This is a genomic window from Streptomyces solitudinis (assembly GCF_036323765.1).
In the GTDB taxonomy this organism is placed as follows: Bacteria; Actinomycetota; Actinomycetes; order Streptomycetales; family Streptomycetaceae; genus Streptomyces.
This window is the reverse complement of the sequence record NZ_JAZDCW010000005.1, coordinates 496,538-522,564: the sequence shown is the minus strand read 5'-3', so window position 1 is coordinate 522,564 and position 26,027 is coordinate 496,538. Positions and strand designations below refer to the sequence as shown.

The window sequence follows — 26,027 nt, the reverse complement described above, 5'->3', positions numbered from 1 at the left end:
CGCTCCACAGCAGGTACTTACTCTCACTGGGGGATTCATGCGTTTCCGGATGTTGGGCCCGCTCGAGGTGCTGTCGGCGGACCGTGCGATCGGCCTCGGCGGTACCAAGCAGCGGGCGACCCTGGGGTTCCTGCTGCTTCAGGCCAACCAGGTCGTCCCGACAAGCCAGTTACTGCGGGCCCTGTGGAGCACCGACGAGGCCCCCACCTCCGCCCGGAAGATCCTCCAGAACGCCGTGTGGGGGCTGCGCGGCGCCCTGGCCGCCCCGGAGGGCGAACCCGCCCCCGCCGAACTGCGCACCCAGCCGCCCGGGTACGTCCTGCGGGTGGACCCGGCCGAGGTCGACCTGCACGTCTTCAACCAGCGCGTCGCGGCGGGCCGGGCACGCCTGGCCGACGGCCGGCCGCAGGAGGCCGGCGTCCTGCTGCGCGACGCCCTCAGCCTGTGGCGCGGCCCGGCGCTGGCGGACCTCGTCGAGTGCGGCACCATCTGGCCGGAACTGGCGGCCGTGCAGAACACCCGGCTGGACGTCCAGGAGGACTACTTCGACGCCGCGCTGGCCTGCGGGCAGCACTACGCGGTCCTGGGCAGCCTGGAGATGATGGTCGAGGCCGAGCCGCTGCGGGAGCGCTCCTGCGGGCAGCTCATGCTCGCCCTCTACCGCTGCGGACGGCAGGCGGACGCCCTCGGCGTCTACAGCAGAGTGCGCACGGCGCTGGTCGAGGACCTCGGGCTGGAGCCCGGCCGCGAGCTGCAGCGGCTCCAGCAGGCCATCCTCACCCACGACCCGGAGCTGCACCTCCCCGAGGGCGCGGGCAGCCCCGTCGCGGCCGTCGCCCCCGGGGCCGAGCCCGCGGGCGGCCCGGCCGGCCCCGCCGCCCCGGCCGCCCCGGCCGCCGGGACGCCGACGGTACCCGCCCAGCGGGCCGCCGCACCGGCCCCCGGTCCGGCGGACGCGCCGCCCCGCCGCCGACCGGCCGCCGTCGTCGCCGAGCGGCGCGAGGCCAGCCTGCTCCTGCTGCGCGCCGGACTGGACGCCGCGTCCGACACGCTGGAGCCCGAGCGCGTCAGCCGGGTGCTGGAACGGGTGACGGCGCTGATCCAGAAGAAGGTCGAGGAGGCGGGCGGTGTGGTGGCCGGGGCGATGGGCTCCGTCACCCTCGCCCTCTTCGCCGCCGGGGAGGGCGGCGCCGCCGAGGGCGCCCGCCGGGCCGTCCGCGCGGCGTGCGCCGTCCGCGAGAGCCTCACGCGCCGGGCGGACTCCCTGTCGTCCCCGGCCGAGCCGCGGGCCGCTCTCGCGCTGCACGCCGCCGTCTCCACGGGCGCCACCCTCGTCCGCCGCGACCCGGGCGACCCCGCGGCCCCGGTCTCCGTCAACGGCGTGCTGCTCGACGAGTGCCAGGCGCTGCTGGCCGCCGTGCCCGCCGGCGAGATACGCGTGTGCGAGCGGACGCGGCGGCACAGCGCGGACGCCGTCGGGTACCGGCAGGTCCCGGGGGAGGGGAACGCGTGGCAGGTGGGCGGGCGGGACGCGCGTCCCGCCCGCACGGAGCCGGGCGACCTCGCCGCCGAGGCCGCCCGGCGCACCCAGGAACTGGGGCTGCTGCGCGGCCTGCTGGAGCACACCCGGCACCGGGCGGTGCCGCACCTGGCGACGGTGCTGGCCGAGTCCGACACGGAGGCCACCGCCCTGCTGCGGGAGTTCCGCCGCTGGGCCGTGGGCCAGGGCACCGAGGTGGCCGGGTCCGTCCTGGTGTCCGTGCCGCCGGGCGGCGCGGCCGGTCCGGCGGGCGTGCAGGCGCTCCAGGCGGCCGTCCTGGCCGGGTACTGCGGCGTCGAGCACGGCGCGCCGCGGGCCCGCGCGGTCGAACGGCTGATCGCGGCGCTGGGGGAGCTGGCGGAGACACCCGAGCGCACGCAGCGGATGGCGGCCCTCCTCCGGCCCCTGCTGGCGCCCGGCGGCCCCGCGGCGGCCGGCGTCTCGCCGGAGCACGTCACCGAGGCGTGGCACGCGTTCCTGCGCAGCGCGGCCCGGGAGCGTCCGCTGGTGCTCGCCGTCCAGGGGCTGCACCACGCCGACGGGCCGCTGCTGGACCTGGTGGAGAACCTGCCGGACGCGCTGGGGGTCGCGCCGGTGCTGATCGTCGCCGCCGCGCGGCCCGAGCTGTTCGACCGCCGCCCCGGCTGGTCGGGCGGGAAGCGCCACACGACCACCATCACCCTGGACGCGCAGGGGGAGAACGTCATGGACCGGCTGCTGGAGTCGCTGCTGGTCACTGCCTACCGCGACCTGCGTCCCTCGCCCGCCGTCCGCGCGGGCTAGGGGCTGGGCGCCCTGGACGGCCGGGGCTGTAGAGGGTACCGGCCGGGGTGAGGTGAGGGCCGTCCGGCGCGTGTGGGAGCGCGCGCCGGGCGGCCCGACCGCTGTGCGCGGGCGCCCGTGCGCGGCTCAGACGTGGTTGAGGCGGACGGGCCCCGGGCCCCGCTCGGCGGCCCGGTCCCTGGGGTTGGCGAGCCCGCACAGCTCCAGGGACAGGCAGCCGCAGCCGATGCAGTCGCTCAGGTCGTCCCGCAGCTCCTCCAGCTGGGCGATGCGCTCGTTCAGGTCGTGGCGCCAGCACTCCGAGAGCCGCGCCCAGTCCTGCCGGTTGGGCGTGCGGTTCTCCGGGAGCAGCGCCAGGACGGCGCGGATCTTCTCCAGGGAGATGCCCACGCGCTGCGAGGCCCGGATGAAGGCGACCCGGCGCAGCGTGTCGCGGGCGTAGCGGCGCTGGTTGCCGGACGTGCGGCGGCTGTGGATGAGCTCGTTGCGCTCGTAGAAGCGCAGGGCGGAGGGGGCCACGCCGCTGCGTTCCGCGAGCTGGCCGACCGTCAGTTCGGGCGTCTTCCAGGAAAGGGCGGTCATGGGCCCAGGATAGCTTGACCTCAACTTAAGTTTAACAAGCAGGATGGTGCCACCAGACGGGGAAACCCCAAGAAGGAGAGTCGCCATGACCGACCGTCAGCTTCGCCTCGCCGTGATCGTCGGAAGCGTCCGGGAAGGCCGCTTCGGGCCCACCGTGGCCACCTGGTTCGCCGCGGAGGCCCGCACGTTCGGCCGGTTCGAGGTCGACGTGGTCGACCTCGCCGAGCTGCCGCTGCCGCTCGTGCCGGGCCGGGACGGCCAGCCGGACGCGGAGGACGAGCGCAGCGCGCGGGAGCTGTCCCGGCGCCTCGGCGAGGCGGACGCCTTCGTCGTCGTCACCCCCGAGTACAACCACAGCTACCCCGCCGGCCTGAAGAACGCCGTCGACCGGACGCGCGAGGAGTGGTTCGGCAAGCCGGTCGGCCTCGTCTCCTACGGCGGCCAGGGCGGCGGCATCCGGGCGGCCGAGCACCTGCGGCAGGTCTTCCCCGAGATGCACGCGATGACGGTGCGGGACGCGCTCAGCTTCCACAACGTCTGGGACGTGTTCGGGGCGGACGGGCGGCCCCGGGACGAGGAGGCCGCCGCGCGCGCCGCGAAGGGACTGCTGGGGCAGCTCGACTGGTGGGCCACCGCCCTCGCCGGGGCCCGCGCCGCCCGCCCCTACGGCACCTGACGCGCGAGGCCCCCGGCCCGGTCGGCGGCGCGCCGGGCCGGGGGCCGTCCGGCCGCACCGGGCCGGGGGCGTCCCCCGCGTCAGCCGTCAGCCGTCAGCGCACGACCGTGATGCGGTCCGCCGCCGGGGCGTCCAGCGGCGCCGAGGGGGAGGAGACGGCCGCGAGGTAGCCCTCCAGCGCGGCCAGGTCGTCACCGCCGACCAGCGGGTCCGTGCCCCCGGCCAGCGTGGGGAACCCGTCACCGCCGCCGGCCAGGAACGAGTTGACCGCCACCCGGTAGCCGCGCGCCGCCTCCAGCGGCTCGCCGTGCAGCCGCACGGAGTCCGCGACGACCCGCTCGGCACCCGAGCGCGTCAGGTCCAGCGTGTAGGTGAGGCCCTCGGAGACCTGGAGCACCTTCGGCGCGGCGGCGTTCGCCCCGCTGACCTGCTCCCGCAGCACGTCGAGGAGCTGCGCACCGGTCAGCGACACCACGTTGACGGTGTTCGCGAACGGCTGGACGGTGTACCCCTCGGCGTACGTCACCACGCCGTCGCCCTCGTCGCCCGAGGCCGCGTAGGTGAGGTCGGCGCGGATGCCGCCCGGGTTCATCAGCGCCAGGACGGTGCCCGGGTCCTGGGCGCGCGCGTACGCGAGCTGCGCGTCGGCGACCAGATCGCCGAGCGGCGTCTCCGGCAGCGTCCGGTCGGCGGTGATGTCCTCGGAGATCCAGCCGACCGGCCGGCCCGCCACCGGGGCGGCCAGCTCCTGCCAGGAGGAGATGAGCCGGGTGAGGTCGCGGGCCTTCGGGCGGTCGCGGTGGACGACGCGGTTGGTGCCGGTCACCGAGGCGCGCACGATGTCCTTCGTCCGGCGGTCGTAGCGCATGTCCAGCTCGGTGAACAGCCGCCCGTGGGACGCGGCCGAGGTGACGAGCCGCTCGTTGCCCGCCGGGTCCGGCAGGGTGCACACGTACGGCTGGTGGGTGTGCCCGGTGACCAGCGCGTCCACCCCCGCGTCCGTGCGCGCGGCGATGTCCACGACCGGCCCGGACAGCCCGCCCCCGGACGCGTCGCAGTCGTGGTTGTACGCGGACGACGCCGGGTAGCCGCCCTCGTGGATCAGCGCGATCACCGCGTTGACGCCCCGGCGCCGCAGCTCCCGGGTGTACTTGTTGATCGTCTCCGCCTCGTCCAGGAACTTCAGGCCCTTGACGCCCTCGGCCGAGACGATGTCCGGGGTGCCCTCCAGCGTCACGCCGATGAAGCCGACCTTCACGCCGCGCGTGGTGTGGACGGTGTACGGCTTCATGAACGGCTCGCCGGTGCGCTCGTCCACCACGTTGGCGGCCAGGATCGGGAAGTCGGCGCCCTCGAACGTGCGGCCCTCGTCGTAGCAGCCGTCGACCGGGTGGCAGCCGCCGCGCTGGAGGCGCCTCAGCTCGGCGCCACCCTCGTCGAACTCGTGGTTGCCGACACCGACGACGTCCATGCCGAGCGCGTTCATCGCCTCGATGGTCGGCTCGTCGTGGAAGAGGCCGGACAGCAGCGGGCTCGCGCCGACGACGTCGCCGGGGGCGACCGTCACCGAGTGGCGCTCGCCCCGGCGGGCCTCGCGCAGGGCGGAGGCCAGGTACTCGGCGCCGCCCGCGGTGATCTCCTCCGTCGAGCCGTCCGGGTGCTCGTGCACCACACGGCCGGAGGAACCGGTGGGCGGCTCCAGCTGGCCGTGGAAGTCGTTGATCGCCAGCACCTGGAGGTCGACGGTGCGGCCGTGGTGGCCGCCCTTGCCGCGCCCGTCGTGGGCGTCCGGTGCGGCGTGGGCGGCGGGCATGGCCGCCGCGCCGAGGGCGAGGGCCGCCGCGAGGCCCGCGGCGGTGGCGGCGAGCGGCCGCGGCCGCCACCTGGACTGTCCCGGGGAATCGGGCATGTGCGTCCCCTTCGTGGAGCGGTGGATGGAGGGTGGTGCGGCGGTGCCGTGGAGCGTGCCGTGCGGTGGTGCCGCGGGAGCGGCGCAGGGAGCGTTCACCGGCCCGCGGGGCCCGGCGTCGTACGGCGGAGGCGCCGGTCAGTCGGCAGCCTACGGTCAACGCGCGTAGCGTGTCAGGATGCGTGAGGTAACCACGAGGTTGCGATCAGCGGGCGTACGCTCAGGGGTCATGAGTGACGTGGTGGTGACAGACCTGGTGTCCGACGAGGTCGTGGGGGAGGCGCTGGCGCTGATCGAAGCCGCGGCCAGGGCCGACGGCGAACCCGCGGTCTCCGAGCAGGGGCGGCTGACGCTGCGCGGCGGGCGGCGCGCGGGCGTCACCCACTTCCTCGTCCGCTCCGGCGGGGAACTGGTCGGGTACGGCCAGCTGGAGGACTTCGACCCGGTCGAGCCCCCGGCCGGTGAACTGCTCGTCCACCCCGCGCACCGAGGCCAGGGGTACGGCCGGGCGCTCGGGATGTCCCTGCTGGACGCCTCCGGGCGCCGGCTGCGGCTGTGGGCGCACGGCGGGCACGCCGCCGCCCGGCACCTCGCGCAGTCCCTCGGCCTCACCCTCTTCCGCGAACTGCGGCAGCTGCGCATGCCCCTGGACGCCGCCGCCCTGCCCGAGCCGACGCTGCCGCCCGGCACCACCCTGCGCACCTTCGTCCCGGGCAAGGACGACGCGGCCTGGCTGGCGGCCAACGCCGCTGCCTTCGCCCACCATCCCGAACAGGGCTCCCTCACCCAGCGCGACCTGGACGACCGCAAGGCCGAGCCCTGGTTCGACCCCGCCGGGTTCTTCCTCGCCGTCCGGGACGGCGGCGACGGGGAGCGGCTGCTGGGCTTCCACTGGACGAAGGTCCACGAACGCGAGCAGCTCGGCGAGGTGTACGTCGTCGGAATCGTCCCCGGTGCGCAGGGCGGCGGGCTGGGCCGCGCCCTGACGGCGGTCGGCCTGCGCCACCTGGCGGAGGTGCGGCGGATGCCGACGGCGATGCTGTACGTGGACGCCGACAACGGCCCGGCCGTCGCCGTCTACGAACGCCTCGGCTTCCGCACGCACGCGGTGGACCTCATGTACCGCACCGAGTCCTGAGCCGCATCGGGCCCTGATCCGCCCCGGCGCCCGCGCCCCGACCCGCCCCGCACGCCGGGCGCCCCCGGCGTGCGCCGGGGCGCGTACCGGGGCGCCGGACGGCTGGACGAAGGGTGCGGCTCGCCTGCCCGCCATGTCGGCGTAACCGGCGATTCAAACTCGGTTGCGAGCATCACCGAGTGCAGCACGCAGTGTCGAACGGGCCGGACGGCCCCCACCGAGGGCGCGCGGCAGCCGAGGCGTCCCTCAGGGCGGCACCGCGGCCGGCCGACAGGCCCGGCGCGCCCGCGGCGGGCGAGAATCGGGACATGAACCTCCAGGACATCGGCGGCGGCGCGCTCGCCGCCGCGCTCGACCCCGACCTCGACTCCGACATGGACGCCTACACCGGCGACGCGGACGCCGACGACCTGCCGCAGGGCCGCTTCCTGGAGCGCGAGCGCAGCTGGCTGGCGTTCAACGAGCGCGTACTGGAACTGGCCGAGGACGTGAGCGTGCCGCTGCTGGAGCGCGCCAACTTCCTGGCCATCTTCGCCAGCAACCTCGACGAGTTCTTCATGGTCCGCGTCGCCGGGCTCAAGCGCCGCATCGCCACCGGCGTCGCCACCCGTTCGGCCTCCGGGCTCCAGCCCCGCGAGGTGCTGGACCTCATCTGGACCCGCTCCCGGGAGCTGATGGCCCGGCACGCCGCCTGCTACCAGCAGGACGTCGCCCCGGCGCTCGCCGACGAGGGCGTCCACCTCATCCGCTGGGCCGACCTCACCGAGAAGGAGCAGGCCCGGCTGTTCACCCTGTTCCGGCAGCAGATCTACCCCGTGCTCACCCCGCTGGCCGTGGACCCGGCACACCCCTTCCCGTACATCTCCGGGCTCTCGCTGAACCTCGCCGTCGTCGTGCGCAACCCCGTCAGCGGGCACAACCACTTCGCCCGGGTGAAGGTGCCGCCGCTGCTGTCCCGGTTCCTGGAGGCGTCCCCGCAGCGCTACGTGCCGCTGGAGGACGTCATCGCCGCCCACCTGGAGGAGCTGTTCCCCGGGATGGACGTCCTCGCGCACCACATGTTCCGGGTCACCCGCAACGAGGACCTGGAGGTGGAGGAGGACGACGCGGAGAACCTCCTCATGGCGCTGGAGAAGGAGCTGATGCGGCGCCGCTTCGGGCCGCCGGTGCGCCTGGAGGTCGAGGAGTCCATCGACCCGTACGTGCTGGACCTGCTCGTGCGCGAGCTGAAGGTGTCCGACGCGGAGGTCTACCCGCTGCCGGGCCCGCTCGACCTCTCCGGGCTGTCCGCCATCGTCGCCCGCATGGACCGCCCCGAACTGCGCTACCCGAAGTTCGTGGCGGGCACCCACCGGGACCTGGCCGAGGTGGAGTCCGCCTCGCCGCCCGACGTCTTCGCCGCCCTGCGCGAGCGGGACGTGCTGCTGCACCACCCCTACGACTCGTTCTCCACGTCCGTGCAGGCGTTCCTGGAGCAGGCCGCCGCCGACCCGGACGTGCTGGCCATCAAGCAGACCCTCTACCGGACCTCCGGCGACTCGCCCATCGTGGACGCCCTGATAGACGCCGCCGAGTCCGGCAAGCAGGTGCTCGTCCTCGTCGAGATCAAGGCCCGCTTCGACGAGCGGGCCAACATCAAGTGGGCCCGCAAGCTGGAGGAGTCCGGCTGCCACGTCGTCTACGGCCTGGTGGGCCTCAAGACGCACTGCAAGCTCTCCCTCGTCGTCCGCCAGGAGGGCGAGCTGCTGCGCCGCTACGCCCACGTCGGCACGGGGAACTACCACCCGAAGACGGCCCGGCTCTACGAGGACCTGGGGCTGCTCACCGCCGACCCGCAGGTCGGGGCGGACCTCTCCGACCTGTTCAACCGGCTCTCCGGCTACTCCCGCCGCGAGACCTACCGGCGGCTGCTCGTCGCGCCCAAGTCGCTGCGGGACGGGCTCGTCACCCGTATCCACAAGGAGATCACCCACCACCGCGCCGGGCGGCCCGCCTTTGTCCGGATCAAGGTGAACTCCATCGTGGACGAGGCCGTCATCGACGCCCTCTACCGCGCCTCGCGCGCCGGGGTGCCCGTGGACCTGTGGGTGCGCGGCATCTGCGCGGTGCGGCCCGGGGTGCCCGGGCTCAGCGAGAACATCCGCGTCCGCAGCGTGCTGGGCCGGTTCCTCGAACACTCCCGCGTCTTCGCCTTCGGCGGCGGCGGCGAACCCGAGGTGTGGTTCGGCAGCGCCGACCTCATGCACCGCAACCTCGACCGCCGCATAGAGGCACTGGTCCGCGTCGCCGACCCGGCCCACCGGGCGGTCCTCATCCGGCTGCTGGAGGTCGGCGTCGCGGAGTCCACCGCGTCCTGGCACCTCGGCCCGGACGGGGACTGGGACCGGCACGCCACCGACGGCGAGGGACGCCCGCTGCGGAACGTACAGGAAATGCTCATCGACGCCCGGAGGCGCCGACGTGGCCCCACGACATGACCTCACGGCGGACGGCGACCGCGCACAGGTCGCCGCCGCCCGCCGCCCCCTGGTGCCGCCCCCGGGCGGTGAGCCGGACGGCACCGGCACCGGCCGGGACGCGGCGGGGGAGGTGCTCGCCGGATACCTGCACCGCCAGGCCGCCGACCTGCTGCGCGCGCTGCGCCTGCACGAGGAGACGGCGGGCAGCGCCGAGACGGCGGCCGACGCGGCGGGCGCCGTGCGGAGCCTGGGCCGTGCGGCCCGCCGCATCAGCGGCGCCCTGCACACCTACCGTCCGCTCCTGGACGCCGGGTGGGCCGACCACCTGGCCGCCGAGCTGACCTGGCTGTCCGGCGTCCTGTCCCGCGAGTACGCGTACGGGACGCGGCTCGACCGGCTGCTGGCCGCCCTGCACCGGCTCTCCGCCCCCAGCGACGACGACCCGGCGGCCGGACGCCCGGGGGCGGGCGCGGCCCGCGCCGGGGCGCTGCTGGAGCGCCAGCTCACCCTCTCCCGCACCCGGGCCCACTCCGCGGCCCTCCAGGCGCTCGGCTCCGCGCGCTTCCACGCCGTCGCCGACGCGGTCGCCGTGCTCGCCTCCGAGGTGCCGCTCGACAGCGGCCTCGCCGACCGGCCCGCGCTCCCCGTCCTGCGGCCCTGCGCCGAGCACGCCCACCGGCGGCTGGTGGACGCCGTGGACGCCCTGCCGATGGGGCCCGGCGCGCTCGCCCACACCCTGACCGGGGCCGAGGACCGTTACGACGGCGCCTGGCACCGGGTCCGCTGCCTGCTGCGGCTCGTGCGGTACGCGCAGGAGGTGCTCGGCGAGGAGAGCACCCCGCTGGGCGTCGCGGGCCGCCACCTCCAGCGGCACCGCACGGCCGCCGCGGCGGCCGACGCCGCGGCGTCGGCGGGGCGCACGCCGCGGATCGCGCCCGCGACGGCCTACGCGCTCGGCGTGCTCCACGCCGACCAGCGCCACGAGGTCGAGGCGGCCCGTCTCGCCTTCCACCGCATCTGGCACCCCGCCCCGTAACCGTCCGCCCCCGGGCCGCCCGCCCCTCAGCCGCCCGGCCCGCCCGGGGCGAGCGCCGGCCACGCCACGGTGACCTCGCCCTGGCGCCAGCGGGCGGGGCCGTCCGCGAGCGGCCAGCGGGCGGACAGCTCCCGCACCGAGCGCACCCAGCGCTGCCGGGCCCCGAACGCGGCGAACGGCGCCGCGGCCGCCCACACCCGGTCGAAGTCGGCCAGGAACGCGTGCACCGGCTCACCGGGGACGTTGCGGTGGATCAGCGCCTTCGGCAGCCGCTCCGCCAGGTCCGAAGGCCGCTCCAGCCCGGCCAGCCGGGCGGCGAACGTCACCGTGCGCGGCCCCTCGGGGCCCAGCGCCACCCAGACGTGCCGCCGCCCGATCTCGTCGCACGTGCCCTCGACCAGCAGGCCGCCGGGCGCGAGCCGCCCGCACAGCCGGGCCCACACCGCGGGCACCTCCTCCTCGGCGTACTGCCGCAGCACGTTCGCCGCGCGGATCAGCAGCGGACGCTCCGGCACGGGGACCTCGAAGCCGCCGCGCACGAACACCAGCCCCTCGCGGACGTGGGGCCGGGCCGCCTCGACCCGCTCCGCGTCGATCTCCACGCCGGTGACGCGCGCGTCGGGCCGTACCCGGCGCAGCCGCTCCAGCAGCTCCACCGCCGTCCAGGGCGCCGCGCCGAAGCCCAGGTCCACGGCCTGCGGCGGGCGTGCGGCACGGCGCAGCGCGGGCGCGTGCACGGCGGTGATCCAGCGGTCCATGCGGCGCAGCCGGTTCGGACTGGTCGTGCCGCGCGTGACCGTCCCGACCGGACGCGGCGGCGGGGACGAGGCGGAGCGGGGCATGGCAGCAGGGTACGGGCGGACGCGGGTCCCGCCCGCGCCAGGTCACGATTGGGCAAAGCGGGAAGAGTGAGCGCCCGGTGAGCGTTCCCCCAGCCGGGACTGGACCCGGCAGAGGGAGCACACGGTGAGCTCGTACGTCACGAGGCTCGGACGGCGTCTCGGCCTCCCGCCCCGCGTGCCGCGCCGCGTCGCCATGCTGAGCGTCCACACCTCGCCGCTGCACCAGCCGGGCACGGGGGACGCGGGCGGCATGAACGTGTACATCGTGGAGCTGGCCCGCGAGCTGGCGCGCCTCGGCGTCGAGGTCGAGGTCTTCACCCGCGCCTCCACCGGCGGGCTGCCGCCGTACGTGGAGCTCGCCCCCGGCGTGCTCGTGCGGCACGTCGACGCGGGCCCCTACGAGGGGCTGGCCAAGGAGGACCTCCCCGCACAGCTGTGCTGCTTCACCCACGGCGTCATGCAGCAGTGGGCCCGGCACCGCCCCGGCCACTACGACCTCGTCCACTCCCACTACTGGCTCTCCGGGCACGTCGGCTGGCTCGCCGCGCAGCGCTGGGGCGTGCCGCTGGTGCACGCCATGCACACGATGGCCAAGGTCAAGAACGCGGCGCTGGCCGAGGGGGACACCCCCGAGCCCGCGGCCCGGGTCATCGGCGAGACGCAGATCGTGCGCGCCGCCGACCGGCTGGTGGCCAACACCACCGAGGAGGCCGGTGAGCTGACGCGCCACTACGACGCCGACCCCGCCCGCATCGCGGTCGTCCACCCCGGCGTGAACCTGGAGCGCTTCGCCCCGGCCGAGGGGCGCGCCGCCGCCCGCGCCCGGCTCGGACTGCCGCAGGACGCCTTCGTCCCGCTGTTCGCCGGGCGCATCCAGCCGCTCAAGGCACCCGACATCCTGCTGCACGCCGTGCGGCTGCTGCTGGACGAGGACCCGGCGCTGCGCTCCCGGCTGGTCGTGCCCGTCGTGGGCGGCCCGTCCGGCTCCGGACTCGCCAAGCCGGAGAAGCTGCACAAGCTCGCCGCCCGGCTCGGCATCGCCGACGTCGTGCGGTTCCGGCCGCCGCTGGACCAGGCGGCGCTGGCCGACTGGTACCGGGCGGCCAGCGTGCTCGTCATGCCCTCCTACAGCGAGTCCTTCGGCCTGGTGGCCGTCGAGGCGCAGGCGTGCGGCACGCCCGTGGTGGCCGCCGCCGTGGGCGGCCTGCCCGTCGCGGTGCGGGACGGGCACAGCGGCTTCCTCGTCGCCGGGCACGACCCGGCCGACTACGCCCGCGCCCTGCGCCGCTTCGTCGCGGACCCGGACCTGGTCACCCGCATGGGCGCCGCCGCCACCCGGCACGCGCAGGGCTTCGGCTGGGCGGCCGTCGCCCGCGACACGGCCGACGTCTACGCCGCCGCGCTCGCCGCACGGCGGGGTCGCCTACGATCGCTGCATGTCTGACACCGCCGCAGTGATCGAACGGGCACTGACCGAGGCCGGTGTGGAGTGGGAGTGCCCGAAGGCGGGCACCTACGTGGCCACCCTGCCCGGCACCCGGAAGCTGTCCACGACGTGCCAGCTCATCGTCGGGACGCACTCCCTGTCCGTCAACGCCTTCGTCATCCGGCACCCGGACGAGAACGCGGAGGGCGTGCACCGCTGGCTGCTGGAGCGCAACACCCGCCTGTACGGGGTGAGCTACGCGATCGACCAGCTCGGCGACATCTACCTCGTCGGACGGCTGCCGCTTCCCGCCGTCACGCCCGAGGAGATCGACCGCATCCTCGGCTCGGTCCTGGAGAACGCGGACGGCTCGTTCAACACGCTGCTGGAGATGGGATTCGCCACGGCGATCCGCCGCGAGTACGCGTGGCGCACCTCCCGCGGCGAGTCCACCCGCAACCTGGACGCCTTCTCCCACCTGACCGCCGGGCCGGACGAGCCGGAGGGGCAGAAGCCCGCCCCGGAGTAACGCTCAGCGTCCCGCGTCCCGGCGGTCCTCGTCCCGGCGGCGCACGCCGAGGAAGCGGACGACCGCCGTGACGGCGCCGGGGGCGAGAAGCAGGACGTACAAGGCGGTCAGGGCCGGGTCCCACACCACCAGCCACGCCGCCAGTGCCGTCTGGACGAGGGCCACCGCGCCGTGCCAGCGCAGCCGGTTCCGCCGCGCGGTGAACGGCGCGCACGCGGCGGTCACCACACCGACACCGGCGACGGCGAGGAACTGGGCGGCGGGGCCGATGAGGAAGATGAGCGGGAACGCGGGGAACGTCACCGCGGCGAGCCACAGTCCGAGGCGGCGCGCCGGCCCGTCCACCAGAGCCATCAGCAGCCCGGCGACGCCGGTGAGGACGACTACCTGCGCCATGACACTCCTTCCCTTCCGCCCCTACGGGCCGAAGGGCCGTCTGTCGCCCGCCATACTACGCACGGGCGACAGACGGCCGGTTTTCCGGGTGCTCAGCTGCTGTACTCAGGGTCGCTCGGAAGGTCCCGGTCGACGCAGAAGTGCGCGTTCGCAGGATTCGCCGAGGGACTCTGCGGAGACGTCATGTCCCAGGGGTTTCCGCTCTTGCCCGTGGCCGGACCACACGGACCGAAGGGGTTCTCCCAGAGCGGGAACTCGACGTTCGGGTCCGGCAGGCGGCTGAACGGAACGAAGTTCCCCTTGTTGACGGGCTCCTTGGAGAAGGTCCGGTCGCCGTCCTGATCCACCGCGCGCCCGTTGTGGTAGAGGTACTGGTCGGGCATGTGGCTGTACCGCAGGATCGGCCGGTTGTTGGTCTCCAGCGAGCCGTCGGAGCAGGCGCGGAAGTTCAGCTCCTGCCAGATCGGTGCCGCCTGTCCGAAGAGGCTGCCGGTGAAGGGACCGCCGAGGCCGCCGCTGCTGAACATCTCCGTCAGCACCTCCAGGGCGAAGGTGAAGACCGGGGCGGGCACGTCCTGGGTGCTCTGGACTCGCCGCGCCCAGGCGTCCACGGCCCTGGCCGCGGACCCCTCGCCGATCATCGGCCGGTAGCCGATGGAACCGCCGGAGGTGTACATGGCGGCCACGCACTCCCCGTCCTCGGTGATGGTCGGCGCCTTGCCCGCGTAGGCGTAGGCGCGCCCGGGGATGATGTGCGAGGTGTTCGGGTACACCGTCCGGGTCCGGCCGTCGTGGACGTTGAGGTCCTCCGTGGCGTAGGTCAGGTCCGGCGGCGCGATGCCGTAGTCGTCCTCCAGGGCGTCGAAGACGTCGAAGAGGAACTCCGGCAGGTGCGTGTCACCGGTGCGGTGGCTGTAGCTGACCTCCTCACTGCCCTCGATGACCTTGCCGTCCGGGCCCGCGATGAAGGAGACCTTCGCCCGGGAGCGGATCTTGTAGCGCTCGTCGTCGGTGAGGAAGTGGGACGGCAGGGCGTCGCTGGTCGGACGGTCCTGGTAGCTGTTGGCGAAACCGATCCAGCGGGCGAGGCTGTTGCCGTCCGGGTGGTTCGTCGGATGGGTCCCCGCCGCTTCGATCTGCTGCTTCCAGGCCGACATGGCCTGCTTGGTGCCGGAACGCACACAGGCCGGGGTGTTCTCGCCGGACGCGCAGGTGCGGATGCCGGTGACCGAGCTGGCCAGGCCGTGCGCCCAGTCGTACAGCTTCTGGCGGCTCTCGAACGGCGAGTCCACCAGCCAGCCGCTGGCCTGGTCGCCGTCGATGTTCTGGTCCTCGTCGAAGAGCGCCACGGCGTCGACCGTGTGCTCCTTGTAGGACCCCGCGAACGGTTCGACGGCGACGGCGTCGAAGGCGATGTTGTCGTCGCCGGTGCCGTCCTTGGTGACGCTGTTCAGGGACACCTCGGGCTTGCCGTCGAAGAGGAAGGCGCCGATGTTGACCCAGCGGTTGGTCTCGCCGTCCTGCTGGACGGTGCGGGTCTTGGTGCCCTTGGCCGTCTTCACGCGGTAGGTGGCGTGACTGGTCTGGGCGCCGTGGTCGGGCATGTGGACCCAGACGCGGGCGGGCCCGTCGACGTCACCGCTGAACTTCCAGGACGCCGTGACCTTCAGCCGTTCGGCCTTGGCCGGGTCGTCCTTGCCCCGGGTGTGGGTGAAGTAGAAGTGCGAACCGAACCCGGCCCCGAGCTGATGGGTGTCCACCTTGCCGGGCCAGCGCAGGTAGCTGTTGGACGGATGGCCGCCGCTCTCCCCGGCACCGAAGTCGAGGGTGAACGTCCCCGCGTTGTGCCAGAAGCGGGCGCAGCCGGGCCGGATGGACGGCGTCCCGTCGGGCACGTCGTCGATGATGCGGGCCGCGGCGGGCAGGTTGCCGCGGTCGCACAGCGGCGGGTAGGCGTTGCCGTCGGGCTCCTCGGCCCAGCCGTCGGGGAAGCGGCGGTAGTGGTTGCCGCAGGAGTAGTCGCAGTCGTCCTTCCACTCGACGGGCTGGTTCCACCAGCACTTGAAGTCGCTGCGGGTGCACGGTCCGGCGCCGGCGTCGTTGGAGGCGCCGTCGCTGATCCGGTCCGGGTCGCAGTCGTTGGCCGTGGAGCAGAACAGGTCCTCGGGGGCCTTCGCCCCGGCGCGGTTGTTCTTGGCGCTGCCCGGGATGGTGGCGTCACCGCCGGTGCCGTTCCACCACGAGGCGCGGAAGGCGGGCACCATGGTGCCGGGCGCCTCCAGGTAGGCCGGGGGGTGGGCGGCGAAGCCGATCACCTTCTCCTGGTAGGGCCAGTCCTGCGGGTGGGCCGCGTCGTGCGGCTCCTCGTTGCCGAACCAGTCCTCCATGAACGGGGTGCGCCCGGCGTCCCATTCGGGGTTGGCGGGGTTGTTGGCCCAGCCGACGCCCCAGGGGGAGCCGTCACCCTTGTCGGGGTAGAAGCCGGAGTTGTAGGCCCACAGGGCGAAGTACCAGTTCTCGATCTTCTCGACGTTGCCGTTGTTGGCGATCAGACCGGCCTGGCGGGTCTGGTTCCACTTCTTGGACAGGATCTGGAGCCCGGCAGCGATGTTGACCGTGTAGTCCAGGGCCACGGCGCGCTGCTTGGCGTAGTCCCAGGCGGGCAGGCCGCCGTCCTCCTTGCCGGCCCGGCGCATGTGGTCGGTGACCTGGGTGACGCCGTAGCCGCAGTCGGCCTCGGGCCAGTCGATGTCCCAGTCGTTGAGCGGCTGGCCGTCGTAGTAGTCGATGCCGTAGTAGTTGCCGATGGTCGGGTTGGCCGACACGCCGGGCACGGCGACGCGGGACGCCTGCTGCATGTTGGACTCGGCCGCGGTGATGCCCAGCATCACCTGGTGCGGCACGTATCCGCCGCCGTCCAGCGGCACGCGCGGGAAGAGGGACTGCGGCGAGTAGGCGGGCATGCCGAGGTTCTTCCAGTTCGCCGGGCGCGAGACGTAGCTGTTCAGCTCGCCCCGCACGGCCCGGTTCACCGCCCACTCCACCTGGCGCGGCTTGGGCTGCACGGCCTGGTTACGCGGGTCGTTGCGCGGCACCGAGCAGTACCGCTCGGACTCGACGATCTCGGTGCGGTCCGCTGCGGGGACGGCGGCCAGCGGGGCGCGCAGGCCGAGCTGCGGCCGGGGCCCGCCCACCTCGTCCCGTGCGGCCTTCTCCGGCTTCGGCTTGGCGCCGTCGACGCCCGCGCCCGGTACTGGTACCCGGCCGGCCGGGTTCTTCGGCGACGCCTTGCCGCCCTGGGCGGCGTGCGGGGCCGGCGCGGTGGCCGGGTCCACGGTGAACTCGGCGTCCTTGCCGGTGCCGAGCACCTTGAGGGTGACGTCGACCGGGCGGGCCTGGGCCGCGTCCTCGGGCATGACGCGGGAGTCCTTGCCGTCGGCCCACGCCGTACGGGTGACGACGGCCTCGCCGCCGGTGGTGACGGTGGCGTCCTGCGGCGTACCGGCCAGGGACCGCACCGCCTTCGGGAGCTTGCCGGGCACCGCGGTCTTCTCACCGGTGACGTAGACGGTGCCGGCGGCGCTGCGGGTCAGTCCGGTGCCGGTCACCAGTCCCTCGGCCAGCGCGGTGCGTGCGGCCTTCCCCGGCTGGGGGTCGCGCACCTGCGCGGGCGTCAGCCGCTTGGCGCGGGTGCGCGGAGCCGCGTCCTCGCGGACCGGTCCCGAGCGGGGCCGGATCGTCTGCCGGGCGGCGGGCGTCTTGTCCAGGAAGACGACGCCGCCCTCGGCGTCAGGAGTCAGGTAGTACGGCACGCCGTCGGTGTCGGCCAGCGCGGTGCGCTCACCGCTCTCGGCGACCTTGACGACCTGGGCCCCGGCCGCGGCGACGATACTGCCGTCCGCCGCCGGGACGGCGGAGGTCACCTGCCCCTTGGTCTCGACCGGCTCCGACAGCTCACCGCTGGCCGCGTCGAGGCGGACCAGCCGGGTGGCGGCCTTGTCCTCGCCGCCGGACTGGGTCAGGACGGCGCTCTCGTCCACGCCGCAGCCGGGGTTGTAGTGCGACAGCGACGCCTGGAGGTCCAGCTTCGTCACCGTGCCGCTGTCCAGCTCCACCACGGCGGTGAAGCCGCCGCGCGCCATCAGCCGGGCGTCGTTGGTGAAGGTGCGCGGCGCGTAGACGACCACGGCCCGCTCGCCCGAGCCGGTCACGCAGGCGTTGCCGATCCACATGTCGGCGTCGAAGCCGGGCTCCGACAGGCTGGCGGTCGTCTGCCAGGCGTAGCCGTCGCTCTGCCGGGCCGACAGGAGGTGGAAGCCCCGGGCGTCGCCGGTCGTCGTCCACGCCAGGTCACCGGACTTCCGCCAGTCCTTGCCCAGCACGTCCGAACGCCGGGAGGCGGGCACCTCGTCCGGGGCGTCACCCGGACGGCCCTCGCCCGGCGTCTCCGCCCACTGGTGCTGCTGGGGCGGCGCGGGCTTCTCCCGCGCCCAGGCGCTGCCCTGGAACAGCCCCGTGAACATGGCGCCCGCGGCTATCGCCGCCACCACCGGGGCTCCTCTTCGGTATCTCACCGATACTCCCTTCCAGTCCCGCCCGCCGGTCGCGGCCGGGACGACTGGCCCCGCCCGTCAGACCCGGCCCTCGCCGGGCGCGACGGGCGGGAAGTGATGCGCTCCGGCGGCGGTTCGGCCGCACGGCCGGAGCGGCGCGCGCACCGCGGCCCCGCGACGCGGGACCGGCGGCGGGAGCAAGACGCGGGCGCGCCGGACACGGCCGGGGCGCGCGGAGCGCGGGCGGCACCGACGCCGGGCCGTGCGGCACCGGGCCGTGCGGCACCGGGCCGGGCCCTCGTCCGCCGGCCGCCTCCGGCCGGGCGCGCGCGTATGGCGCGCGGAATCGCTGTCTCGCACCGCTTCCCCCGTGTCCTGCGTGCGTGCGTGCGCCGAGACGCGCTCCTCGGCAGCGGAAACGGTGGTCAGCCGCCCGCTGCACGACGCGTCACCTTCTCGTGCCGGTCCGCGCGCCGCACCGGTTGCGAAGAGCAAGCACGGAACGGTGACGGACCGTCGGAAGTGGTCTCGACCGGTGGGGACCTTACCTGGCGCTTACATCGGCATCCAGGGTGAAAACCTGGCGGTTTACCAGGACATAGCGGGACTTCGGTCCCGGTTGCGCGCGTGCGGGCCATAACGATCGGGCAAAGTGGCGCGGCCCGCGTCGCGCGTTCGCGCTCGCGTAGCGGGAACGACGGCGGCAATGCGCCACGGCCTTGACGGCGGCGTCCCGGCACGCTCCGTGTGCGGAACGCGCGGAGCCCCCGCCCGGTTCCCGGCCGGGGCCGGGACCAGGACGGGGGCGCCGTCGTGTGGGTGTGCCGGGGAGCGTCAGAGGGCCCCCGGCACACGGGATCAGGGATTCAGGGCGTCAGCTGGGGAGGTTCCACTGCTGGTTGGTGTTGCCGTGGCAGGTCCACAGGTGGAGTCGGGTGCCGTTGGCGGAGGAGATGCCCTCGGCGTCGAGGCATTTGGCGGACTGGGGGTTGCGGAGGGTGTTGTCGTCCTGGTGGGTCCAGGTCTGGGCGCCGGTGCCGTTGCAGTCCCAGAGCTGGATCTTGGTGCCGTTGGCGGTGCCGCCGCCCGAGATGTCCAGGCACTTGCCCAGGGCGCGCAGGGTGCCGTCACCGGGGACGGTCCAGGTCTGTGCGGCGCTGTTGTTGCAGTCCCACAGCTGGATCTGTGTTCCGTTGCCGCTGCTGCCGTCGCGTACGTCGACGCACTTCCCACCGATCCCGGTGATCGCCCCCGTATCCGGCTCCGGACCAGGACCAGGACCGGGGTCCGTGTCGCCCAGCTCGTCGATCCGGACGTTCCGGAAGGACACCTCGTCGCCGTCCCCGTGGTTCTGGAGGCCGATGTGGCCGTCGGTGAGGCTGCGGGCCGGGTCGGTGTTGGTGAAGTCGTTGATCCGCACGCCGTTCAGGAACACCTGGAGGCGCTCACCCTCCACCCGGATCTCGTACGTGTTCCACTCGCCCGGCGGGTTCAGCGCCGCGTCCCGGGCGGCCAGGTCGGCCGACTGGAAGCCGTACACCGAGCCCGTCGTGCGCTCGGGCACGTCCGTGGCGTCGATCTGGATCTCGTAGCCGTGGTCCACCGCCGACCAGGGGTCGTCGGACGCGGGGAAGCCGACGAAGACACCGGAGTTGTCGTCACCGGCCATGCGCCAGTCGAGCTTGAGGGAGTACGACGCGAAGGAGTCCGCCGCGTACCAGAACATGCCGAGCCCGCCCCGCGAGGTGAGCGTCCCGTCCGCGAGGCCGAAGGAACCCGGTCCCGCCTGCTGCCAGCCCCCGGTGCCCGAGCCGTCGAACAGGGCGGTGTAGCCCGACTCCGGACGGCAGTCGGCGTTCGTCATGCCCGCCGCCCAGCGGATGCCGCCGAGGAGGTGACGGCGGAAGTCCGCCTCCGCGTACGAGCCCTCGGTGTGCCCGCCGCCGGTGTAGAAGGCGCGGCCGCCGTCGTACTCCTTGCACCAGGCGATCGGGTGGTCGCCCATGGCGCCGCCGGTGTAGCTGGACTCGTCGAGGGAGGCGAGCACCCGGGCGGTGTCGCGGGGGTTGGTCCGGTAGTCGTACCACTCGTCGGTGCGCTGCCACGTCTCGCCGAGGTGGGCCGTCGCGTCGTGCGCCCGGTCCTCGACGTCCACGGTGGCCTGCTGGATGTGCGGGTGGGAGCGGAACAGGGCACCGGCGAGGCCGCCGTACCACTCCCAGTCGTACTCCGTGTCGGCGGCGGCGTGGATGCCGACGTAGCCGCCGCCGTCGTTCACGTACCCCTCGAACGCCGTCTGCTGCGAGGCGTTCAGGACGTCACCGGTCGTGGAGAGGAACACGACCGCCTCGTACTGCGCGAGGTTGCCGGGCGTGAAGGCGGACGCGTCCTCGGTGGCGGTGACGGTGAAGTTGTTCCCGGCCCCGAGCTGCCGGAGCGCGGTGACGCCCTCGTCGATGGACGAGTGGCGGAATCCGGCCGTCTTGGAGAAGACCAGCACGTCGTAGGCGGGGTCGGCCTGGGCGGAGACGGCGCCGGGCTGGGTGTCGGCGGCCTGGGCGGAGACGGCGCCGGGCTGTGCGGCGTCGGTGTGCCGCACGGCGTCCGCCAGCGCGGGTGCCGGGAGGGCGGCGGCGCACAGCAGCACGCCGGCCGCCACCCCGGTGATTCTGGACTGGGTCACGGGCATGGGAGGTCTCTTCCTCGTGCGGAGGGAGGTGCCGTCGGCGGGGAAGTCCGGTGCGGTCGTGGCCGGAACCGGCCCCCGGGGGACCGTGGCTCCCGGGGCCGTGGACCCGGAGGCCACGGCCCCGGGGCCACGGTGCGCAGTCACGCCCCGGGGACCCGGGGCCTGGGAGCCGGGGCCTGGGCCACCGGACGCACCGGACGGCTGCGCCGGAAGCTCAGGGCGTCAGCTGGGGAGGTTCCACTGCTGGTTGGTGTTGCCGTGGCAGGTCCACAGGTGGAGTCGGGTGCCGTTGGCGGAGGAGATGCCTTCGGCGTCGAGGCATTTGGCGGACTGGGGGTTGCGGAGGGTGTTGTCGTCCTGGTGGGTCCAGGTCTGGGCGCCGGTGCCGTTGCAGTCCCAGAGCTGGATCTTGGTGCCGTTGGCGGTGCCGCCGCCCGAGATGTCCAGGCACTTGCCCAGGGCGCGCAGGGTGCCGTCACCGGGAACGGTCCAGGTCTGTGCGGCGCTGTTGTTGCAGTCCCACAGCTGGATCTGTGTTCCGTTGCCGCTGCTGCCGTCGCGTACGTCGACGCACTTCCCGCCGATCCCGGTGATCGCCCCCGTACCCGGCTCCGGACCAGGACCAGGACCGCCGCCGCCCGTGGTGAACGCGAACTCGTCCACGTCGAACAGCGAGCCGCTGCCGCCCTTGAACACCAGGTGCAGCTCCGTGGTGGACGACGGCTGGCCGGACAGCGGCGTCGAGACCTCCTCGAACGTCTCCCAGCCGCCGGTCACCGGCACGTCGACGGAGCCGAGCAGGGCGCCCGTCGGCGATCCGGCCCGCACCTCCAGCGTGCCGCCCGACCCGCCGGAGGACACCCGGGCGGTGAACTCGGTCGCGTCGGCCAGGTGGTACGGCGTGAAGGCGATCCAGTCACCGTTCTCGATGTGCCCGACGGTCTTCCCGCCGTGCGCGGGCGCGTGGTCCACGACCTGCACACCCGAGGAGTCGCCGTAGTGCTCGGCCTGCCGGTGCGCGGTCTGCGTGATGCGCTGGTCGTGCGTGGTCATTCCGCCCGCGTCGGTGTACTCGGCGTCCCAGACGCCGAAGATGTTGGCGTTCGGGTCGTGCTCGCCGTCCGCGCGGGTCTGGATGGTGCCCGAGCAGCCGGTGCCGGACGTCTGCGGGTGGCCGTGGTTGTCGTGGCCGATGATGAAGGTGACCTTCACCTTCGAGCAGTCGATCTGCCCGTCCTCCGGGTCGCTGACCTCCACCTCGAACGGCACGGCGGAGCCGAAGTCGACGATCTGCCCGTCGTGCGGCAGCTTCAGCTCGACCGTCGGCGCGGTGTTGCCGACGGTGATGCGGACGGACGCCGTGCCGGTGCGCCCGGTCGCGTCGGTGACCGTCAGCGTAGCCGTGTACTGGCCGTCACGGGTGTAGGTGTGGGACGGGTTCGCGGCGGTGGACGTTCCGCCGTCACCGAAGTCCCACGCGTAGCTGAGCGCGTCACCCTCCGGGTCGCTCGTCCCGGCGGAGGAGAACCGGACGGCCAGCGGGGCCGCGCCCGAGGTCGGCGTCGCGGTGGCCTCCGCCACCGGCGACTGGCCGTCGCTCGTCGCCTCGATGCGGTACAGCGCCGAGTTCTCGTCACCGGCGAAGTAGCCCTTGCCGTAGTCCAGGACGTACAGGGCGCCGTCCGGACCGAACTCCATGTCCATCACCTGCGTGCCGGACCAGGGGAACTCCTGGATGGCGTGCACGTCGCCGTTCGCGCCGTCGAACTCGATCGTCCTGATCCACTGGCGGCCGAACTCACCGGCGAAGAACACGCCGTCGTAGGCGGCGGGGAACTTCACGTCCGAGTCCAGCGCGGCGTCGTAGCGGTAGACCGGGCCGCCCATCGGGGACTCGGAGCCGGTGCCGAACTCCGGGACCGAGCCGCCGTCGTAGGTGATCCACGCCGCCTGGGCGGGCGGCAGCTCGGTGAGCCCGGTGTTGCGCGGCGAGGTGTTGCGGGGCGCCGCGCAGTCGAAGCGCTGGCCGGAGGACTGCGTGGCGAAGTCGTAGTCGGTGTAGGCGTCGTTGTCGCCGTGGCAGTAGGGCCAGCCGAAGTTGCCGGGCCCGGTGATCCGGTTGAACTCGACCTTGCCCGACGGCCCGCGCCCCGGGTTCGCCGTACCGGCGTCCGGGCCGTAGTCGCCCAGGTAGACGACACCGGTGGCCTGGTCCACGCTCATGCGGAACGGGTTGCGGAAGCCCATCGCGTAGATCTCGGGGCGCGTGTTCGCGGTGCCGGGCGCGAAGAGGTTGCCCTCCGGGATCGAGTAGCCGCCGTCCGCGCCGACCTTGATCCGCAGCACCTTGCCGCGCAGGTCGTCGGTGTTGCCCGAGCTGCGCTGGGCGTCGTAGGACGGGTTGCGGTCGGCGCGCTCGTCGATGGGCGTGTAGCCGTCCGACGCGAACGGGTTGGAGTCGTCGCCGGTGGACAGGTAGAGGTTGCCCTCGGCGTCGAAGGCGATGTCCCCGCCCACGTGGCAGCAGATGCCGCGCGTCGCGGGGACGTCGAGGACCTTCCGCTCGCTGGCGAGGTCGAGGGTGCCGTCCGTGCGCAGGTGGAAGCGGGAGAGCCGGTTGACGCCCTCGAACGGCGCGAAGTCGGCCGCCGAACCGCTGCTCGGGGCGTCGCCGTCCGGCGTGTCGAGCTGGGGCGCGTAGTACAGGTAGACGAAGCGGTTGTCCGCGAACCCCGGGTCCACCCCGACGCCCTGCAACCCCTCCTCGTCGTGCCGGTAGACCGGGAGCCGCCCGGAGACCTTGGTGTTCCCGGCCGCGTCGGTGATGCGCACGGTGCCGTCGCGCGAGGTGTGCAGGACGGAACGGTCGGGCAGCACGGCGAGCGTCATCGGCTCGCCCGTCTCCGGCTCGCCCTTGGCGAGCGTGACCTGCTGGAAGTCCGCGGCTGTCGGTGTGGGGTGGTGCGCGACGGCGGTGGGCGCCGCCGCCGACGTGCTGTACGTTCCCGCGGCGACGAGCAGGGCGCCCGCCGTTGCCGCGAGAAACTGCCTGAATCTCCTGTGCACGCTTCCTCCGTAGCGGAACGGGTGGGGTGGGAGCAGGCCCAGGCGCGCGCCGTCGTGCCATGACCAACGCCCCCGCGAGTGGCGGGAACACGGTGAGGGGGAAGAGCGGTACGTGACAGCACGGTAACGACTTCTGCCGCACAGTAAAGACCTTTGACAGCGTGACCCCCGACTTTTTCCACGGAGCAGACAAAGTCACGCACCCTGTCCACCCCCCACCCCCGCTTCCGTCCAGCCCGCCGCCCCCGGCTCATCCCGGAGGCCGCCGCGGGCGCCGGGTGTGCGGGTCAGCGGTGGCGGGTCAGGGCCCAGCCGGTGGCAGCGCCGACGGCGGCGGGGACGGCGGCCGTCGCCAGGTACCAGCCGGGGAAGACCATGTCGCGGGCGTCGGACACGTCGGCCTGCGCGAGCAGGACCTGAGCCATCAGGACACACAGGAACGGTCCCGTGCCCGCTCCCGTCACCGCGAGCGTCCGCGGCCCGCTGTCGCGGTCGGGCACGTGGCGGGCCAGGACGGCGAACAGCAGCGCCATGCCGAGCTGCACCGCCACGGCCGTCGCCACGAAGCCGCCCTGGGACATGAAGTCGTCCGGCCGCCCGCCCGGTCCGACGTGGCTGGCCAGCGGCTGCGGCAAGCGTTCCCGCACGGCGAGGTACACGCCGGTGAACACCAGCGCACCGGCCACCCCCGGGAGCCCGGCCACCGCCACGTACCGTCCCCGCCCGCCGCGATGCCGCCGCACGGGCCACCTCCTCCGACCGCCGGGTGCCGCGCCCGCCCCGGACGCGTCTCCCTCCCCGCGTACCCCGCGCGCCGCCGCCCGACGCGGTGCCGGGGACGGGCAGTCGCGCGGTCCGGGCCCGGCACCGGGCGGCGTCCGTAATTCCCCGGTGACGGGGGGGTTGTGTTTTGGCGAAGTGCCGTGCGGTAATGCTGACGTAACGTGGGAGCGCTCCCACTGACCGGAACCCCACAGCCGGGAATGGAGACCGCACTATGCAACCTCAGGCACGCGCCTTAACCCCCCGCTGGATCATGCGCGCCATGGCGATGATGGCCGCCGCCCTCATCTGCATGGTCCCGTGGGCGGAGACGGCCGCCGCCCACGGGTCCATCGTCGACCCCGCCTCCCGCAACTACGGTTGCTGGCAGCGCTGGGGCAGCGACTTCCAGAACCCGAACATGGCGCAGCAGGACCCCATGTGCTGGCAGGCGTGGCAGGACAACCCCAACGCCATGTGGAACTGGAACGGTCTGTACCGCAACGGTGTCGGCGGTAACCACCAGGCTGCCGTTCCCAACGGCCAGCTCTGCAGCGGCGGCCAGGCCGAGGGCGGACGCTACAACTCCCTCGACGCCGTCGGCCCGTGGAAGACCACGGATGTCGGCAGCAACTTCAGCGTCAAGCTGTACGACCAGGCCAGCCACGGCGCCGACTACTTCCGCGTCTACGTCACGCGGCAGGGCTTCAACCCCGCCACGCAGCCCCTGACCTGGCAGAACCTGGAGCTGGTCAAGACCACGGGCCGGTACGCGCCCAGCCAGAACATCACGGTCGACGTGAACGCGCCCGGCCGCAGCGGCCACCACGTCGTCTTCACGATCTGGCAGGCGTCCCACATGGACCAGGCGTACTACCTGTGCAGCGACGTCAACTTCCGCTGACCGGCTGAACGCCTGAGAGCTGAGCCGACCCCGCGTCACGGAGCCCCGCCGGAACCCGTCCGGCGGGGCTCCCGCACGCGAGCCCGCAGGCGTCGTCGAGCGCGCCCGCGGTGGGGTGTCTACCGTGGCTCCATGCATGAGGTGTGGGTCGGGCATACGGCGGAGCTGGGCCGGGGCGGCGTGCGGGCGATCCGCGAGCTGCTGGAGGAGGCGTTCGCGGAGGACTTCGCGGAGACGGACATGGAGCACTCCCTGGGCGGCGTGCACGTGTGCGTGCGGGAGGAGGGAGCGCTCGTCGCGCACGGGGCCGTCGTCCAGCGGCGGCTGCTGCACGGCGGGCGGGCGCTGCGGACCGGGTACGTGGAGGGCGTCGCGGTCCGGGCGGACCGGCGGCGGCGCGGGTACGGGGGTGTCGTGCTGGCCGAGGTGGAGCGGGTGGTGCGGGCGGCGTACGACCTGGGCGCGCTCGGTTCGACGGACGCGGGCGTGCCGTTCTACACGTCGCGGGGCTGGCGGGTGTGGCGCGGGCCGACGTACGCGCTGACGCCGGAGGGCGTGGTGCGCACGCCGGAGGACGACGGCGGCGTGTTCGTCCTGCCCGGTGACGTGCCGCTGGACCTGGACGCCCCGCTGACCTGCGACTGGCGGGACGGCGACGTGTGGTGACGGCACCGGGCGGGGACGGTCCGGCGCCGTCCGGGCCCGCCCGCCCCCTCGCGGACGGTCCCGGGCCGGGC

Annotated in this window: 17 protein-coding genes; 9 read left to right on the top strand and 8 right to left on the bottom strand. The window is 74.0% G+C overall.

The genetic code is table 11. The annotated features are described in order from the left end of the window. The first annotated feature begins 49 nt into the window (after window positions 1-49). Entirely contained in the window at window positions 50-2,323 is a 2,274-nt protein-coding gene (locus tag V1J52_RS16415; RefSeq protein WP_330140552.1) for an AfsR/SARP family transcriptional regulator, read from the top strand. A 126-nt stretch (window positions 2,324-2,449) separates the two neighbouring features. On the opposite strand, the gene soxR is transcribed toward V1J52_RS16415, so the two are convergent. After that, window positions 2,450-2,905 carry a redox-sensitive transcriptional activator SoxR gene (gene soxR / locus V1J52_RS16410; protein WP_330140551.1) on the bottom strand — a complete coding sequence of 152 codons (456 nt, stop codon included), beginning with the start codon at window positions 2,903-2,905 and terminating at the stop codon, window positions 2,450-2,452. A gap of 85 nt (window positions 2,906-2,990) precedes the next feature. Between soxR and V1J52_RS16405 the strand changes: the two genes are divergently transcribed. Further along, window positions 2,991-3,581 carry an NADPH-dependent FMN reductase gene (locus tag V1J52_RS16405; RefSeq protein ID WP_330140550.1) on the top strand — a complete coding sequence of 197 codons (591 nt, stop codon included), beginning with the start codon at window positions 2,991-2,993 and terminating at the stop codon, window positions 3,579-3,581. 94 nt (window positions 3,582-3,675) lie between these two features. On the opposite strand, the gene V1J52_RS16400 is transcribed toward V1J52_RS16405, so the two are convergent. Beyond that, entirely contained in the window at window positions 3,676-5,490 is a 1,815-nt protein-coding gene (locus V1J52_RS16400; RefSeq protein ID WP_330140548.1) for a bifunctional metallophosphatase/5'-nucleotidase, read from the bottom strand. A 229-nt stretch (window positions 5,491-5,719) separates the two neighbouring features. Between V1J52_RS16400 and mshD the strand changes: the two genes are divergently transcribed. From mshD to V1J52_RS16385, 3 genes are all read left to right on the top strand, one after another. Continuing rightward, complete coding sequence (gene mshD, locus V1J52_RS16395) at window positions 5,720-6,628, top strand: mycothiol synthase (protein ID WP_330140547.1); 909 nt, start codon at window positions 5,720-5,722, stop codon at window positions 6,626-6,628. A gap of 308 nt (window positions 6,629-6,936) precedes the next feature. Further along, window positions 6,937-9,105 (top strand): RNA degradosome polyphosphate kinase, encoded by a 2,169-nt coding sequence (locus tag V1J52_RS16390; protein ID WP_330140546.1) that lies wholly within the window; start codon window positions 6,937-6,939, stop codon window positions 9,103-9,105. Then, entirely contained in the window at window positions 9,089-10,123 is a 1,035-nt protein-coding gene (locus tag V1J52_RS16385; RefSeq protein ID WP_443075836.1) for a CHAD domain-containing protein, read from the top strand. Before V1J52_RS16390 ends, V1J52_RS16385 begins: the two co-directional genes overlap by 17 nt. 26 nt (window positions 10,124-10,149) lie before the next feature. Here V1J52_RS16385 and V1J52_RS16380 read toward each other — a convergent pair whose 3' ends face one another. Then, window positions 10,150-10,965 carry a class I SAM-dependent methyltransferase gene (locus V1J52_RS16380; protein WP_330140545.1) on the bottom strand — a complete coding sequence of 272 codons (816 nt, stop codon included), beginning with the start codon at window positions 10,963-10,965 and terminating at the stop codon, window positions 10,150-10,152. 124 nt (window positions 10,966-11,089) lie between these two features. Here V1J52_RS16380 and mshA point away from each other — a divergent pair, with 124 nt between their 5' ends. Together mshA and V1J52_RS16370 are read left to right on the top strand one after the other, a co-directional pair. Beyond that, a complete protein-coding gene (mshA, locus tag V1J52_RS16375) occupies window positions 11,090-12,409 on the top strand; it encodes a D-inositol-3-phosphate glycosyltransferase (RefSeq protein WP_330140544.1) in 1,320 nt (439 codons plus the stop codon). Continuing rightward, window positions 12,402-12,920 carry a type III secretion system chaperone family protein gene (locus V1J52_RS16370; protein WP_330140543.1) on the top strand — a complete coding sequence of 173 codons (519 nt, stop codon included), beginning with the start codon at window positions 12,402-12,404 and terminating at the stop codon, window positions 12,918-12,920. Before mshA ends, V1J52_RS16370 begins: the two co-directional genes overlap by 8 nt. Window positions 12,921-12,923: 3 nt before the next feature. On the opposite strand, the gene V1J52_RS16365 is transcribed toward V1J52_RS16370, so the two are convergent. From V1J52_RS16365 to V1J52_RS16345, 5 genes are all read right to left on the bottom strand, one after another. Next, window positions 12,924-13,316 carry a hypothetical protein gene (locus tag V1J52_RS16365; protein ID WP_330140542.1) on the bottom strand — a complete coding sequence of 131 codons (393 nt, stop codon included), beginning with the start codon at window positions 13,314-13,316 and terminating at the stop codon, window positions 12,924-12,926. A gap of 92 nt (window positions 13,317-13,408) precedes the next feature. Then, window positions 13,409-17,863, bottom strand: coding sequence for a golvesin C-terminal-like domain-containing protein (locus V1J52_RS16360; protein ID WP_330140541.1), 4,455 nt, complete (start codon window positions 17,861-17,863; stop codon window positions 13,409-13,411). A gap of 880 nt (window positions 17,864-18,743) precedes the next feature. Next, window positions 18,744-20,558, bottom strand: coding sequence for a ThuA domain-containing protein (locus V1J52_RS16355; protein ID WP_330140540.1), 1,815 nt, complete (start codon window positions 20,556-20,558; stop codon window positions 18,744-18,746). A gap of 222 nt (window positions 20,559-20,780) precedes the next feature. Continuing rightward, window positions 20,781-23,624: a PQQ-dependent sugar dehydrogenase gene (locus tag V1J52_RS16350; protein ID WP_330140539.1), complete on the bottom strand. Its 2,844-nt coding sequence runs from the start codon at window positions 23,622-23,624 to the stop codon at window positions 20,781-20,783. A 287-nt stretch (window positions 23,625-23,911) separates the two neighbouring features. Beyond that, the gene (locus tag V1J52_RS16345; RefSeq protein ID WP_330140538.1) at window positions 23,912-24,367 is read right to left on the bottom strand and encodes a hypothetical protein; all 456 of its coding nucleotides are present in this window, start codon (window positions 24,365-24,367) and stop codon (window positions 23,912-23,914) included. A 254-nt stretch (window positions 24,368-24,621) separates the two neighbouring features. Between V1J52_RS16345 and V1J52_RS16340 the strand changes: the two genes are divergently transcribed. Both V1J52_RS16340 and V1J52_RS16335 read left to right on the top strand, forming a co-directional pair. Continuing rightward, window positions 24,622-25,290 carry a lytic polysaccharide monooxygenase auxiliary activity family 9 protein gene (locus V1J52_RS16340; RefSeq protein ID WP_330140537.1) on the top strand — a complete coding sequence of 223 codons (669 nt, stop codon included), beginning with the start codon at window positions 24,622-24,624 and terminating at the stop codon, window positions 25,288-25,290. Between the two features lie 132 nt (window positions 25,291-25,422). Beyond that, window positions 25,423-25,956 carry a GNAT family N-acetyltransferase gene (locus tag V1J52_RS16335; RefSeq protein ID WP_330140536.1) on the top strand — a complete coding sequence of 178 codons (534 nt, stop codon included), beginning with the start codon at window positions 25,423-25,425 and terminating at the stop codon, window positions 25,954-25,956. Window positions 25,957-26,027 lie beyond the last annotated feature (71 nt).